Here is a 13,230-nt window from a genome sequence, read left to right on the forward strand (position 1 = left end):
ACCAATGACATTGATTATTATTTTATTGCTGCTGCTTAGTTATCTTTTGATTGCTACTACTCACCTTACGGGTGTGAACAAGGCAGCTATCAGCATCTTCCTTGCAGCTATCGGATGGGTAGTCTATATCATTTGGGGTAATGACTTTGTAATGGATATGCATCCTGGGGCCTATGAGGCTTTCCTCGATGGCAATGCTGCTTCCAGCGAGCAGGTGAAGAACTTTATCTACGACAGTATTTTCCTGAAGTATGTAGGTAAGGCTGCGGCCATCGTCATGTATCTGCTGGCAACGATGTCCATCATTGAAATCCTGAATACAAATGGGTGTTTTGACTTTATCAGTGAGTGGATTCGTACACGCGAGACAAAGCGCCTGCTTTGGACCATCACGCTGGCTACCTTTATCCTTTCAGCCAATCTGGATAACCTGACCACCACGATTGTGATGCTGGTTATCATGCATAATATCGTGAAGAGTCGTGCACAGCGCATGTTTATCGGTTCTGCTATCGTGCTGGCTGCTGTCTGTGGCGGCTGCTTTACCGTGATTGGTGATCCTACGGGTCTGATGCTGTGGGCCAACGAGGCCGTGACGGCTTCCGACTTCTCCAGCTATCTGGCCTGGCCTGCGCTTGCAGCGTGGGTGGTGCCTACCTATCTCATCGGACGCCAGTTGCCTTCCCGCCTGGATATAGAATGGGGCGTAGCGCCTTTCCGCGGCGATGATACCCGCCTGAACCGTTGGCAGCGCATGCTGATGTTCCTGGTTGGTATCGGCGGCCTGTGGTTTGTGCCTACCTTCCTGAGTATCACGCGTCTGCCTGCTTTCCTTGGTGCCTTGGTGGTACTGGCCCTGCTGTGGGTCGTCAACGAGGCTTTCAACCGTAAGCTGATGAATGCCGACCAGACGTCGCAGCGCCGTATTCCCCGTGTCATTCAGTATGAGGCCATCCAGCAGATGCTCTTTGTGATGGGTATCATGCTGGGTCTTGGCGTGGTGAGTGAAACGGGTGTCTTCACGGAGGTGGCCGACTGGATTGACGCGACGATTGGTAATCTGTGGGTTGTGAGTATCCTGTCGGGTATCCTCAGTAGTCTGGTGGACTCGTTCACGATTGCTGCCAGCGATATCTTTATGTACGACGTATGGAATGCCGGTGACTATGCCCAGAACGGTACCTACTGGAAGGTGATTGCCTATTGTACGGCAGTAGGCGGCTGTCTGCTCAGCGTAGGCAGCGTCTGTGGCCTGGCCCTGATGAAACTGGAGCATATCCACCTGAGCTGGTACATCAAGAACATCACGCTAAAAGTACTCATAGGATGGCTTTTGGGTTTAGCCATCCTATGGTGTGAAGTACTTATTTACTCTTAAGAAAAATCTTAGTTGAAGAAGTTCCACGATACGCCGAAATGAATAGTTGCCTCATTTTGTGCGTAGTGTGGCGTCAGGAAATAATTCTTGTTGAATGATGATGCTGTGGCATTCTGCATCATCAGGAAGAAGCGTGCGTGCTTCAGGTGCAGGTTGGCATAGACGTCAACGAAGGGGAAGTTGCCAAGCTCTGTACGGGTCTGGCCATTTTCCTGTACGGCAAACTGGTTGATGCCAGGACAGAAGTCGGGCGCATTATACTTGGTGAACCAGGTAGCGGCACCGCCCAGTTCTACGCGCAGCACACCGGCAATCATAAACTCCAGGTAGAGGTTGGAGAAGGCGTTAAGCGTGGGCAGAGGGAGCACGTCCTCATTGGATGATGACTGATAGGTCAGCACATTATCCCAATGAAGGGGACCCAGCTGCAACTTCTGGTCCAGTTGGGCGGTGAGGATATTCAGGTTGCCGCCATGCTGACGGACACCAGCCGTGAGCAGCGTATTGGTATCGTTGGCACGCGTGTAGGACATGCCGTAGTAGGTGTAGTTCTGAATCTCTTCCACAGCCACACGCAGCGTTGTCCTGGTCTTCTCGTAGGTGAAGTTACCCTCCACGCGTGTACGTGTCTCCTTGTCCAGGTTATTGTCCCACCAGAAATGCTTGGCGTGGAATTTACGCTCATACATCGTGTGGTTCAGCCTGTGGAAATAGCCTTTGGCAACCAGACGTACGGTGTCTCCCAGGAAGGCGAAGTTCAAGTCGGCCTGTCCGTCGAGCTTCAACTGACCCATATCCTCGCCGGCCACCCATGTCTCTGCCAGGGCGTTATAATGGAGGGTGTGTCCCTGCGTACGTTGCAGCTGTCCGCCAATGCTGACACTATGTTCATTGATGGTGCCCATCGTCGCATTGTCATTGGCAATATCCATTGGCATCTTGGCGCGGCGCAGCTCATGGGATGCGAAGACTTTCAAGCCTGCCATCGCATATTTATTGAATCCTTCCATCAGGGCGATGGCAAGGGTGTTCTTCAGACTGAAATAGTTGGTCAGGTCGAAAACGGAGTCGTTGGCATAGGTGTCATTATAACGGTTATAATAGGTATTGCCGTAATAGTTGGCTGGCGTCTGGTAGGCCTGGTATCTGCGCTCATAACTGCCCAGTTCTGCGGTGTGGATGAAACTGGTCACGGGTTTGAACTCGCGTTTCATAAACAGCATAGCAGAGTCGGGCTTAACTGTCCCGTCAGATGCGTCGATACTGTCTTTCTTATTGTCGAGTGCTGATGCCAGGGCAAACTCCTTCGCTTTTCTCTCTTCCTCGGTCATGGGCACATCCTGGTAGAAGCCCAGGCTGTAGCGGTGTGTCAGGAACAGGTGCTGGTGGTCATTACGGTTCCAGTTCTGCTGGAGGATAACGGGAATCTCGTTGGCAGAGTACGACTGCTCCGTGAGTTCCGGATGCCTGATATAGTCATCATTGGTGACGCCGCCATTCTCTGTAGCCTTCTGGTGATTGGTGGAGTAGAGGGCGTGCAACTGATACTGGTCGCCCAGGTAACTGGCATAGAACGTGGCCCCGAAATGGCTGATGCTCTGGTTCTGGAAATAGCCGCGGGCATAGGAATAGTTCAGGTCCATACCCAGGCCTATGCGCTTGCCTGCATTCGTAGCAAACTTAGCCTGCAGGTGATCCTCACCATTGGTCTTGTTGCCGCAGTTGTCATAACTCAGGTTGGTGATGGGCGAGAGGGTATTGGTGAAATGGAAGTCGCCGGGCTGTTTGAGTACCATATCATAGACCTCGGTGAAGGCAAACTGCTGTTTCTCCTTGCGGTCTATGAAGATACGGTTCTGGCGGGCGGTGTAGTTATTACCCAATGTGTTATACTGCATCTGTCGTCCCATGGCCAATGTGGTCTGGGGGTAGAGATGCGGCATCGTGTCTACGTCAACTCTCTTGATATCTCCGAATTTCTGGTCAACGGTCCATACGTAGATTCCCTTCGGAATCTCTTTGTGCTGCTTGGTGGAGTCGTTGTCAAAGGGATTGAATGTACGACCGTTCTGATCATCACTGTCAAAACTGTCAAAGCTGTTGGACGATCTTTGCGTCTGTGCCAACAAATAGTGGCCGTTCAGCAAACTGACGGCCATCATTGTAAGAAGCAGATACTGCTTTTTTCTCATATTTTCAGTATGCGCAATGCTAATTCTATGAATTTAAAACCACACGATATTGCTAAGATCCACATGGCCACCGGCTGACTGGCATAGAAATAGACCACTAAGCCTGCAATGGCACCTATCATAAAGAGGATATTCAGCCAGAATCTCAGCTCTCGTGTCCTGCTGGAATCCCGGAAGGGTTCCAGGTTGTGGCGTTTTGGATGCTCCACCTTGTCGCGCTCTTCTGGTGGCAGCAGCGATTCTTGTTCTGACATATTTTATTTCTGAAGCAACATTTTGAAACGGTTGAAGAGGTAGTCAACACGATCAACGGTCTTACGACGGAACTTTCCGCTGACACGGGCCAGCTTGTTCTTCTTCTTGTTCAGACCATACTGATCGGTAATCCATTCCTCAGCCTTATAGGTTGTCATGTCACGCTCCTCGTCGTAGATATAGACGATACGGTTCAGCTTGATATCAGCCTGTCCGTCCTTGCAGTCTGCAATAATCTGGTAAAGGAATCGTGTACGGTCCAGGTTCAGGGGCTTGTTCTTGAAAACCAGCCATTCCTGATAACTGGCTACCAGTTTGTGGGCGTCTTTGTCATCGAGCGTAATACGACTCTGCTCAATCTGATTGGGCTCCTTGGTCATTTTCAGCAGTTCGTCATGAAGCACGTCATAAATCTGCTGGGCACTCTTGCCAGGTGCGTTGATTGTCGTTGAGAATACAACGTGTCCATCAACTTCAGGCACTGCTCCTACCAAGTATTTCTGGTCAAGGTTGTTCTGTTGTACCTGTTCCCATGTGTTGTCCTGAGCTGAGATGACTAACGGCATCGACAGCATCATTGCAATCAGTATTTTTTTCATCTTTTTAGTTTATTAATCGATGATGCAAAGTTACTAAGTTTTTTTCTTTCCTCCAATAGTTTATAACGCGTTTAAGGATTTTTTCAGTAAAATGTCGTTTTTTTATTATAATAATGTGTAACTTTGCACCGGCAAAATCAGAATATTATGACACAGGAACAGGATATTAAGAATGCCATTGAGGCAATGAGAAAGGGTGGGGTGATTCTCTATCCTACGGATACCGTTTGGGGAATCGGTTGTGATGCTACCAATGCGGAGGCCGTGAAACGTGTGTATGAAATCAAGCAGCGTGATGATTCCAAGGCGCTTATCTGCCTGGTTGACAGCGACGCCCGTCTGCAGCGCTATGTGAGAAATGTGCCCGATGTGGCCTGGCAGCTTATTGACTGTGTAGAGAAACCTACAACGCTGATTCTTGACGGGGCTGTGAACCTGGCACCGAATCTGATTGCCGAGGATGGTTCTATCGGTATTCGCATCACGAAGGAGGCTTTCTCTCACGAACTCTGCTTCCGTTTCCAGAAGGCCATCGTATCTACTTCGGCTAATATCAGCGGTGAACCTGCTGCGCAGAACTATCGTGATATTGACCCTCGTATCCTCGAGCAGGTGGACTATGTTTGTTGGACGCGCCGTCAGGAGCATCAGCCCCATCAGCCCTCCAGCATTATTAAACTGTCGGCCGACGGACAGGTAGTGATTATCAGAAAGTAGTTAAGGAGTTAAGACGATAGACTAACTATTAATAATAAAAGACTCGCTTCCATTTCGGAGGCGAGTCTCTTTTTATAGTAACTGTTTTTGTGTTGTCTAGCTTATACGATGACTTATCATCATCGTAAATAACCTTGACTTCGTCTAGCTTATACGATGCCCTGAGCCATCATAGCCTTAGCAACCTTCATGAAGCCTGCTACGTTAGCACCCTTCACGTAGTTGATGTATCCGTCAGCCTGTGTACCGTACTTCACGCAGTTCTCGTGAATGTCGTTCATGATACGCTTCAGGTAGTCATCAACCTCCTTGGCAGTCCAGCTCAGACGCTCAGAGTTCTGACTCATCTCAAGACCTGATACTGATACACCACCGGCGTTAGAAGCCTTACCAGGAGCGTACAGGATCTTAGCATCCTGGAAGATCTTGATAGCCTCGGGGAGTGAAGGCATGTTAGCACCCTCAGCAACAGCGATAACACCATTGTCTACGAGAGCCTGAGCCTGCTCGCCGTTGATCTCGTTCTGAGTTGCGCAAGGCAGGGCGATGTCAGCTTTCTCGAACCAAGGACGCTTGCCCTCGTAATATTTAGCTGTAGGATACTCCTCAACATACTCCTTGATACGTCCGCGCTCTACATTCTTCAACTGCATGATGTAGTCGAGCTTCTCGCGAGTGATACCATCGGGATCGTAGATGTAACCGTCTGAGTCTGACATTGTCATGGGGATAGCACCGAGCTGCAAGCACTTCTCAGCAGCGTACTGTGCTACGTTACCAGCACCAGAAATCAGAACCTTCTTACCCTTCAGCTCGATGCCGCGAGTCTGCAACATTGAAACGAGGAAGTATACTGTACCGTAACCAGTTGCCTCAGGACGGATGAGTGAACCACCGAACTGGATTCCCTTACCTGTGAGAACACCCTGGAACTGATGTGTCAACTTCTTGTACTGACCGAACATGTAGCCAACCTCACGACCACCTACGCCGATGTCACCAGCAGGTACGTCCTCATCGGGACCAATATGACGATAGAGCTCGTTCATGAAGGCCTGGCAGAAACGCATAACTTCTGCATCGCTCTTGCCGCGTGGAGAGAAGTCAGAACCACCCTTAGCACCGCCCATAGGCAGAGTTGTCAGTGAGTTCTTGAAAGTCTGCTCGAAAGCCAGGAACTTCAGGATACCCAGGTTTACAGACTTGTGAAAACGGATACCGCCTTTGTACGGACCAATAGCGTTGTTGTGCTGAATGCGATAACCCATGTTTGTCTGAACATTACCCTTATCGTCGGTCCATGTAACACGGAACTCAATCACGCGATCGGGGATGCAAAGACGCTCGATGAGGTTGCTCTTTTCAAACTCGGGGTGCTTGTTGTACTCTTCCTCAATAGTGGGAAGTACCTGACTTACGGCCTGAATGTACTCGGGCTCGTTAGGAAAGCGCTGTTTCAGCTGCTCTACAACTTGTGCTGCATTCATAATCTTTTACCTTTAAAATTAATTGTTGAACTAATGGTTTGTTTCAAATTGCGGTTGCAAAGGTAAAGCAAAAAATTGAAATACCAAACATTTTATCAACTTTTTTATCGAAAAACTATCTTTTTGACACATTGTTACGTAAATAGTTGACTTATGTCAAGAGGTTGTATTATGTACATTCAATCTACACCTTATTATATATAAAAAGGACTCCCGAAGTATTCCGGGAGTCCATATCGTTTTGTCTTTGCAGATCAGTTTAAGCTTCCTTTGCCTCTTCTGCTGTTTCGGCTTCAGCATCCTTGAATTCGCTGATACCATTCTCAATAAGGATGTTGTACCACTGGATCAGCTTCTTGATGTGGCTGTTCTGCACGCGGTCGCGGTCGAAGTTGGGCAGAATCTTTGCGAAGTATTCGCGGAGCTCATCGCCACTTGCCTTCTTGTAGTCAACGCTTGACTTCTTGCCACCTTCCACATTCTTCATGCTCTCCAGTACGTCAGTCAGGGGCACGTCGTCCTCGTCGGTGAACATAGCGATATCGTTCAGAGAGGTGATGCGGTCAGAACCGAAAGCGGGCTGACGACGGTGTGTAGCGTCGAGTGCTTCAACGATGAGGTTGTTCTTACCGTGTGATACAAGTTTGTAAAGTCCGGGTTTGCCGGCGATTGCTAAAATTGTTTCTTTCATTTTGTTTTAAATTCTTTTTTTTATTTTCGTTATTACGCGTTATCTTGTTATGACGTTATCACGACATGATCACGACATGATCTTTTTGATGATTCCTTCTATCTGTGGTTCCAGGGGACGCCCGTCGTTGATGATTTCAAAGTCAGACCGGCTGCGCACCTTGTCCTGCGACCATTGGCGGTGAATCCATTCAAGCGCCTTCTCGCGTGTGATGCCGTCGCGCTGCATGATGCGATGGATGCGGATATCCTCAGGAGCCGTAACAGCGATGACCTTGTCAACCAGTTGTTCGAAACCAGACTCATAGAGTATGGCACATTCCATCCACTGGTACCCGCTCTCCTGGAAGTCCTGCGCTACGGCAGGATGCACGATGGCATTGATGGCCTGTGCGTTCTGTTCTGAGAGCAACAGGTATCGGGCCACTTCGGCCTTGTTGAGCTGACCCTCCGCATCATATGTGTCAGGACCTATCAGTTTCGTGAGTTGCTGACGCAGTACTGGCGAAGTGCGCATCAGTCGCTTTGCTGCCGAGTCACAGTCATAGATGCTGATGCCATGTTGCGTGAGCAGTTGGCATACATAACTCTTGCCGCTCCCTATACCACCGGTGATAGCTATCTTCATGATGCGTACTTATTGTTCCTCTATCAGATAGTCCACCTGCTTGACGTTCAGCGTTGCCCGTGACACACCCTCAGGTACTTTTTTCACCTGCAGGGTGCATTTGTCGGAAGTTTCATCCTTGAACTGCTCATAGTCAGCCACCACGAGGATGTCGGACGGCATGATAGCCTTATAGTTTTTCATGCCTGTGACAATCTTGACCGAAACCCTTGAAGGGAAGGTACGCAATACTTTCCCCTTCGGCATGTTGATGCCTACAACGGGAATGCTGTCGATGGTCTCCTCTGTGAGCACGTCAGTCTGGATGTTTATCTTCACCCTGTTGGGTACAATCTTCACACCCTGCATACGTTGCAGTTCGCTCGTTACGATGAGCGTATCGTGAATGTCGGAATAGTTGAGCTCGCGCGTATATACATAATGGATACTGTCCAGCTTCTCGCGTGAGGCAAAGATGGTGACACTGTCGGGCTCTATGAGCGTCTTGGCAATGAAATAATGCGGGTCTGTCTTCAGATGACCTCTCCATCTCACAGGTACCTTCTTCTTCTCACCATTATTATAATAGAACACCAGTTTCTCCGTCTTCAGACTCGTAATCTTTGCTGATGTGGGCAACAGCTGTTCTATCATATGCTGCAGGTCGATAGCCGGTACAGATCCGATACCGTCGGGCAGGGCATATTTCGTGAAGTCAATGTCGATGGTGTGACTGTCACGTGAATAGATAAAGGCAAAGAGACTGAATCCCTTGTCGCTGATGTTCACATGGATACTGTCCGACTCGCCCGAGGTGAGCACTGCACTCTGGGGTACGTTGACATAACGCACGGGCAGTACGATCTCCTTCTCGTAGGTCTCGTTGAAAGTCATCATCAGCCAGAAGATGCCCGAGAGCAGGAGGAACAACAAAAAAATCAGAAATTCCCTGTTTGTTTTGCTAAACAGGAAATCTCTGATGGTATGCAGTGTGTCAGTGGGCCTGAAGGTCATTTCTCAAGACCTGGTTTATTTCTGCAAGCCCATGCTTGACATATCCTTGAACACATAGCTCTTGTCGACCGTGACGACAACATCGCGTGCAATCTTCACGTCAACAGTGCCCTTAGCGAGGTCAATCTTCTGAACGGTGCCATAGATACCGCCACCTGTTACAACAGAGGTTCCTTCTGTCAGTTCGTTCTGGAACTTCTGAATCTCCTTGCGCTGTTTCTGCTGAGGACGAATCATGAAGAAATACATAATGGCAAAGATCGCACCAAACATGATGACAGTCATCATCAGGTTTCCGCCTCCGTTGGGGGCTGCTTGTAAAAGGAAATTAATCATCTTGTATAATTTGTAATTTAGTTATTAATTATTGTCTTTCTTATCCATCTGCTTCAGCAGTCTGCCAGTATTAATAAGGTGACGGGCAATGGTGTCGAGCATGCCGTTGATATAGCCGGCGCTGCGAGGGGTAGAGTAGAACTTAGCCAGCTCTACGAACTCGTTGATGGTGACGCTGAGGGGGATGCTGGGGAATGTGAGCATCTCGGCAATGGCAATCTGCATGATGATGACATCCATGTAGGCCAGACGGGAGAAATCCCAGTTCTGTGAAGCCTCAGTCATCATATGCTGATAGTCGTTTGCATTGAGGATGGTGGCCCGGAAGAGCTTGCGTGCGTAATCCTTTTCCTCTTCTGAGTCATATTCGGGGAGCAGTTCCTGCTTGTCGCCGTTTTTCTCATCGAATCGCTTGATAGTCTTCAGTACAAAGGTGTCAACCACATCCTTGTCATCATTCCAATAGAGGCTCTGCTCTTCCAGGAGTGAGTCGAGGTCTTCGTTTTCCTGAATGAAGGTGCGATAGAGCTTGCGCCACAACTCGCGATCGGCAGCATAATTATCCTCCTTATCATTCATATAGTCCTGATAAATCTGACTCTGCTCAATCTGTTCAAACATTTTTCCGATGAATTCAGGATAATCAGCCCATGTACGTTTCTGTGTTTCCATAAACTCTCCCAACTGGATATTACTCTCCAACTGCAGGGCGAAACGGTTGCTTGTGAATTTGGCTGATGGCATTTTCGACCCTTCGCGCAGGGCCTTTGCTTGCAGCACCTCCTGACGGCGCTGTGCTTCCCTTGTGATAGCAACTATCAAAGACAGAAGTTGGTTGTACAAGTCATAGGCTTTAGAGAGGCTGAAGAACAGCTCTTTCTCTGCGGTATCAATGTTCTTGTTACCATTTTGATAGTATGCGTAGGTTAACTGAACAATCTTAATTCTAATGATTTCTCTATTAATCATACGTGTAAACTCTTTTATCGGATGCAAATTTAGGCATTTTTCCGCGATTACACAAGAAAAAGCTACTTTTTTTAGAAATTTTTCCACAATCGATTGTCTATATCAATTTTTCTTCGTACCTTTGCACCCGCTTTTTTCGTGTGATGGCGAATTAAGTCAAACAATTTTATGTATTAACAACTTAATTTAGAGTAACACAAACGTTATGAAAGAAATCGCAATCAATGGCCAGAAGCGCGAGCTGACTGGTAAGAAGGCTTCTAAGGAACTCCGTAAGGAAGGTCTTGTTCCCTGTAACCTGTATGGTGAGAAGAAGGGTGAGAACGGTCTGCCCGAGGCAATGTCATTCACCGCTTCATTCGCAGAGCTGCGTAAGGCTGTTTACACTCCTCACGTATTCGTTGTAAACCTGAACATCGACGGTAAGGAGCACAAGGCTATCATCAAGGAGCTTCAGTTCCACCCCACAACAGACGCTCTGCTTCACGCAGACTTCTACGAGGTAAACGAAACAAAGGAAATCACCGTTGGTATTCCTGTTAAGCTGAACGGTTTGGCACAGGGTGTACGTGATGGTGGTAAGCTGAACCTCTCTATCCGTAAGATTGACGTTACCGCTCCTTATAAGCAGATTCCTGAGATTCTGAATATTGACGTTACTAACCTCGGTCTGGGTAAGGCTATCAAGGTTGGTGAGCTGAGCTTCGACGGTCTGAAGCTTGCTACTCCTGCACAGGTTGTAGTATGCTCAGTTAAGGAGACTCGTGCGTCAAAGGCTGCTGCCGCTGCTGCTGAGTAATCAGACGTGAGATGGAAAAGTATTTGATTGTAGGCTTGGGCAACGTAGGCTCTGAATACGAATTGACCCGCCACAATACTGGATTTATGGTATTGGACGCTTTTGCTAAGGCGTCCAATATCGTTTTTGACGACCGTCGTTATGGCTTTGTGGCCGAGACATCGTTAAAGGGCCGCAAGGTTTTCCTCTTGAAACCATCGACCTATATGAATCTGAGTGGCAATGCTGTGAGATATTGGCTCAACAAGGAGAATATCGACCAAAAACACCTGTTAGTGATATCTGATGATGTCGCACTGCCGTTGGGTGCCTTTCGTTTGAAGGCCAACGGTTCTAATGGCGGTCATAACGGACTGGGGCATATCCAGCAACTCATTGGTCAGGATTATGCACGCTTGCGTATGGGTATTGGTAACGAGTATCCGCGTGGCGGACAGATAGACTGGGTGCTGGGGCGCTATAGTGATGAGGAGCAGAAAGCATTGCAACCCTCCATCGACCTGGCTGTGGATATCATCAAGAGTTTTGTTTTGGCAGGTATTGATATTACCATGAACCAATACAATAAGTTGGGTAAGGGAAAAGTGAAAAGTGAATAGTGAAAAATTTGCTACCACATGAGTGAAGCACGTATAGATAAATGGCTTTGGGCAGCGCGTATCTTTAAAACACGCTCTATTGCTTCTGACGCCTGTAAGAACGGACGCGTGGCTGTAAACGGTGTCAACGTAAAACCCTCACGTATGGTGAAAGAGGGCGACACTATCAGCGTACGCAAGCCGCCCGTGACTTATTCGTTCAAGATTCTGAAGCCCATAGAGCAGCGCGTAGGCGCCAAACTGCTTCCTGAGATTTATGAGAACGTGACGCCGCAGGATCAGTATGAACTGCTGGAGATGAATCGCATCAGCGGATTTGTTGACCGCGCTCGCGGCACCGGTCGCCCCACGAAGAAAGATCGCCGTCAGATGGATGCCTTTGTGGCTCCCTCGCTCGAAGGATTCGGAGGATTCGACTTCGATAGTTGGGACGATGATGAAGATGAAGATGAAGATGACGATATTTAATTAAAAATCAATAGGTTATTATGGAAACTAAAAAGACTTTATTTGGGATAATGGCAGCAGCAACAATGCTGACCTCCTGTGTGAATGACGAGGGTAATTTTAGGGCTGGTTTTGGTATAGAGAGCCCTTCAAGTAATATCTCGTATTACTATGCCAACAACGTGTCAGACTCCCTGATTTTCTTTGGCTATGGCAACTGGGATATCATTAATTTGAGTGATTACGACAACTCCTGGCTGACGGTGCCCTTACTCAAAGGAAAAGGTGGCGTGCTTTACAGCCAGGAGGTGAAATTCGAACAGAATACTACCGATAATGGGCGTACTGCTGCCATCCAGATTCGTGATACCAATCATCCTGGTGAGGCGCATATCTCATTGGCTTTTATCCAGTATGCCACCCGTGGCGATGGTTCGTTGGGTTCTGCTGCCGATGTGAAGTCTATCACCGGTTCTGACGATAGCAATATTACGCTCGAATATGATGTGCTTCATCGTCCTACGCTGGTGAAGATTCAGAAAGCAGAACAGACACTTGGCAACCTGCAGATTACCTATGGTAAAAAGCAGATGACCGTGAAGGATGTCAAGAAAGGAATCACCTATAGCGTGGACTGCGGCAACGACTATCAGCCCCAGATGCTTATCAATAGTGGCGATACCGTTGGCTATTTCACACGCTATTACAGTAGCATGGCTGTAGCTCCAGCTAATTATATCTTCAACTTCGAGCATCGTGGTGCGTTGACTTCTTCGTGCGTCACATACCGATTCACCTATAATAAATACTCGCTCAATGCCGATAGTCTGCACAATTGCGACAGCATCTTCTATTACGACAACCAGAAGCTGACACGCAAACTGGCCCTGAGCTATGGCGAACAGGACAACCGTCACCAGACTGTTGATGCCAACCAGCTGCTGCTTGGTGTAGAGGCGTGCGATCCCTACCTGCTGGCTTCGCTCTTCCGCTATGCCCGCAACACCAGTATCATTGCCGAGGCGAAGAATGATAAAGAGAATATTCAGGTTTCCGCAACGCTGAATGCCGACAAGAGCATCCATCAGCTGATGGTAAGGCGTGACGACGAAACCATTACATATACATTTAATTATTAATA

At 48.2% G+C, this 13,230-nt stretch carries 15 protein-coding genes; 6 read left to right on the forward strand and 9 right to left on the reverse strand.

Features of this window, described 5'->3' with window-relative positions:
- Window positions 1-4: 4 nt before the first annotated feature.
- A complete protein-coding gene (locus L6468_RS07270) occupies window positions 5-1,378 on the forward strand; it encodes an SLC13 family permease (protein ID WP_237792777.1) in 1,374 nt (457 codons plus the stop codon).
- An 8-nt stretch (window positions 1,379-1,386) separates the two neighbouring features.
- On the opposite strand, the gene L6468_RS07275 is transcribed toward L6468_RS07270, so the two are convergent.
- Genes L6468_RS07275 through L6468_RS07285 form a run of 3 tightly spaced genes read right to left on the reverse strand, consistent with a single transcriptional unit; the run spans window position 1,387 to window position 4,424 of the window.
- On the reverse strand, window positions 1,387-3,570 hold the full coding sequence (locus tag L6468_RS07275; RefSeq protein WP_237792778.1) for a putative porin: 2,184 nt from the start codon (window positions 3,568-3,570) through the stop codon (window positions 1,387-1,389).
- Window positions 3,567-3,824 carry a hypothetical protein gene (locus L6468_RS07280; protein ID WP_091854919.1) on the reverse strand — a complete coding sequence of 86 codons (258 nt, stop codon included), beginning with the start codon at window positions 3,822-3,824 and terminating at the stop codon, window positions 3,567-3,569. Before L6468_RS07280 ends, L6468_RS07275 begins: the two co-directional genes overlap by 4 nt.
- 3 nt (window positions 3,825-3,827) lie before the next feature.
- Window positions 3,828-4,424, reverse strand: coding sequence for a DUF4468 domain-containing protein (locus L6468_RS07285; RefSeq protein ID WP_091854918.1), 597 nt, complete (start codon window positions 4,422-4,424; stop codon window positions 3,828-3,830).
- Between the two features lie 147 nt (window positions 4,425-4,571).
- Between L6468_RS07285 and L6468_RS07290 the strand changes: the two genes are divergently transcribed.
- Window positions 4,572-5,141, forward strand: coding sequence for an L-threonylcarbamoyladenylate synthase (locus L6468_RS07290; RefSeq protein WP_237792779.1), 570 nt, complete (start codon window positions 4,572-4,574; stop codon window positions 5,139-5,141).
- 149 nt (window positions 5,142-5,290) lie between these two features.
- Here the strand turns inward: L6468_RS07290 and L6468_RS07295 are convergent, their stop codons facing one another.
- The 6 genes from L6468_RS07295 to nusB all read right to left on the reverse strand — a co-directional run bounded on the left by L6468_RS07295 (window position 5,291) and on the right by nusB (window position 10,244).
- Entirely contained in the window at window positions 5,291-6,628 is a 1,338-nt protein-coding gene (locus L6468_RS07295; protein ID WP_091818693.1) for an NADP-specific glutamate dehydrogenase, read from the reverse strand.
- 259 nt (window positions 6,629-6,887) lie between these two features.
- Window positions 6,888-7,319 (reverse strand): DUF5606 family protein, encoded by a 432-nt coding sequence (locus tag L6468_RS07300; protein ID WP_091818692.1) that lies wholly within the window; start codon window positions 7,317-7,319, stop codon window positions 6,888-6,890.
- Between the two features lie 69 nt (window positions 7,320-7,388).
- Window positions 7,389-7,946 (reverse strand): dephospho-CoA kinase, encoded by a 558-nt coding sequence (gene coaE, locus L6468_RS07305; protein ID WP_237792780.1) that lies wholly within the window; start codon window positions 7,944-7,946, stop codon window positions 7,389-7,391.
- Window positions 7,947-7,955: 9 nt separating this feature from the next.
- A complete protein-coding gene (locus L6468_RS07310) occupies window positions 7,956-8,939 on the reverse strand; it encodes a CdaR family protein (protein WP_091854915.1) in 984 nt (327 codons plus the stop codon).
- Window positions 8,940-8,954: 15 nt separating this feature from the next.
- A complete protein-coding gene (gene yajC / locus L6468_RS07315; protein ID WP_237792781.1) occupies window positions 8,955-9,275 on the reverse strand; it encodes a preprotein translocase subunit YajC in 321 nt (106 codons plus the stop codon).
- Between the two features lie 24 nt (window positions 9,276-9,299).
- Window positions 9,300-10,244, reverse strand: coding sequence for a transcription antitermination factor NusB (nusB, locus tag L6468_RS07320; protein WP_237792782.1), 945 nt, complete (start codon window positions 10,242-10,244; stop codon window positions 9,300-9,302).
- A 205-nt stretch (window positions 10,245-10,449) separates the two neighbouring features.
- On the opposite strand from nusB, the gene L6468_RS07325 reads away from it, so the two are divergent.
- Genes L6468_RS07325 through L6468_RS07340 form a run of 4 tightly spaced genes read left to right on the forward strand, consistent with a single transcriptional unit; the run spans window position 10,450 to window position 13,228 of the window.
- A complete protein-coding gene (locus tag L6468_RS07325; protein ID WP_237792783.1) occupies window positions 10,450-11,043 on the forward strand; it encodes a 50S ribosomal protein L25/general stress protein Ctc in 594 nt (197 codons plus the stop codon).
- Between the two features lie 11 nt (window positions 11,044-11,054).
- On the forward strand, window positions 11,055-11,642 hold the full coding sequence (gene pth, locus L6468_RS07330) for an aminoacyl-tRNA hydrolase (protein WP_091818686.1): 588 nt from the start codon (window positions 11,055-11,057) through the stop codon (window positions 11,640-11,642).
- An 18-nt stretch (window positions 11,643-11,660) separates the two neighbouring features.
- On the forward strand, window positions 11,661-12,110 hold the full coding sequence (locus tag L6468_RS07335; RefSeq protein WP_237792784.1) for an RNA-binding S4 domain-containing protein: 450 nt from the start codon (window positions 11,661-11,663) through the stop codon (window positions 12,108-12,110).
- 50 nt (window positions 12,111-12,160) lie between these two features.
- Window positions 12,161-13,228 (forward strand): hypothetical protein, encoded by a 1,068-nt coding sequence (locus tag L6468_RS07340; RefSeq protein WP_237792785.1) that lies wholly within the window; start codon window positions 12,161-12,163, stop codon window positions 13,226-13,228.
- The last annotated feature ends 2 nt before the right edge of the window (window positions 13,229-13,230 follow it).

The organism is Prevotella communis (assembly GCF_022024115.1).
Lineage (GTDB): Bacteria > Bacteroidota > Bacteroidia > Bacteroidales > Bacteroidaceae > Prevotella > Prevotella communis.

Bases quoted from the DNA above. Each gene is read 5' to 3' on its own strand.
- L6468_RS07270 (WP_237792777.1), top strand. From the start codon at position 5: ATGACATTGATTATTATTTTATTGCTGCTGCTTAGTTATCTTTTGATT.
- L6468_RS07275 (WP_237792778.1), bottom strand. From the start codon at position 3,570: ATGAGAAAAAAGCAGTATCTGCTTCTTACAATGATGGCCGTCAGTTTG.
- L6468_RS07280 (WP_091854919.1), bottom strand. From the start codon at position 3,824: ATGTCAGAACAAGAATCGCTGCTGCCACCAGAAGAGCGCGACAAGGTG.
- L6468_RS07285 (WP_091854918.1), bottom strand. From the start codon at position 4,424: ATGAAAAAAATACTGATTGCAATGATGCTGTCGATGCCGTTAGTCATC.
- L6468_RS07290 (WP_237792779.1), top strand. From the start codon at position 4,572: ATGACACAGGAACAGGATATTAAGAATGCCATTGAGGCAATGAGAAAG.
- L6468_RS07295 (WP_091818693.1), bottom strand. From the start codon at position 6,628: ATGAATGCAGCACAAGTTGTAGAGCAGCTGAAACAGCGCTTTCCTAAC.
- L6468_RS07300 (WP_091818692.1), bottom strand. From the start codon at position 7,319: ATGAAAGAAACAATTTTAGCAATCGCCGGCAAACCCGGACTTTACAAA.
- coaE (WP_237792780.1), bottom strand. From the start codon at position 7,946: ATGAAGATAGCTATCACCGGTGGTATAGGGAGCGGCAAGAGTTATGTA.
- L6468_RS07310 (WP_091854915.1), bottom strand. From the start codon at position 8,939: ATGACCTTCAGGCCCACTGACACACTGCATACCATCAGAGATTTCCTG.
- yajC (WP_237792781.1), bottom strand. From the start codon at position 9,275: ATGATTAATTTCCTTTTACAAGCAGCCCCCAACGGAGGCGGAAACCTG.
- nusB (WP_237792782.1), bottom strand. From the start codon at position 10,244: ATGATTAATAGAGAAATCATTAGAATTAAGATTGTTCAGTTAACCTAC.
- L6468_RS07325 (WP_237792783.1), top strand. From the start codon at position 10,450: ATGAAAGAAATCGCAATCAATGGCCAGAAGCGCGAGCTGACTGGTAAG.
- pth (WP_091818686.1), top strand. From the start codon at position 11,055: ATGGAAAAGTATTTGATTGTAGGCTTGGGCAACGTAGGCTCTGAATAC.
- L6468_RS07335 (WP_237792784.1), top strand. From the start codon at position 11,661: ATGAGTGAAGCACGTATAGATAAATGGCTTTGGGCAGCGCGTATCTTT.
- L6468_RS07340 (WP_237792785.1), top strand. From the start codon at position 12,161: ATGGCAGCAGCAACAATGCTGACCTCCTGTGTGAATGACGAGGGTAAT.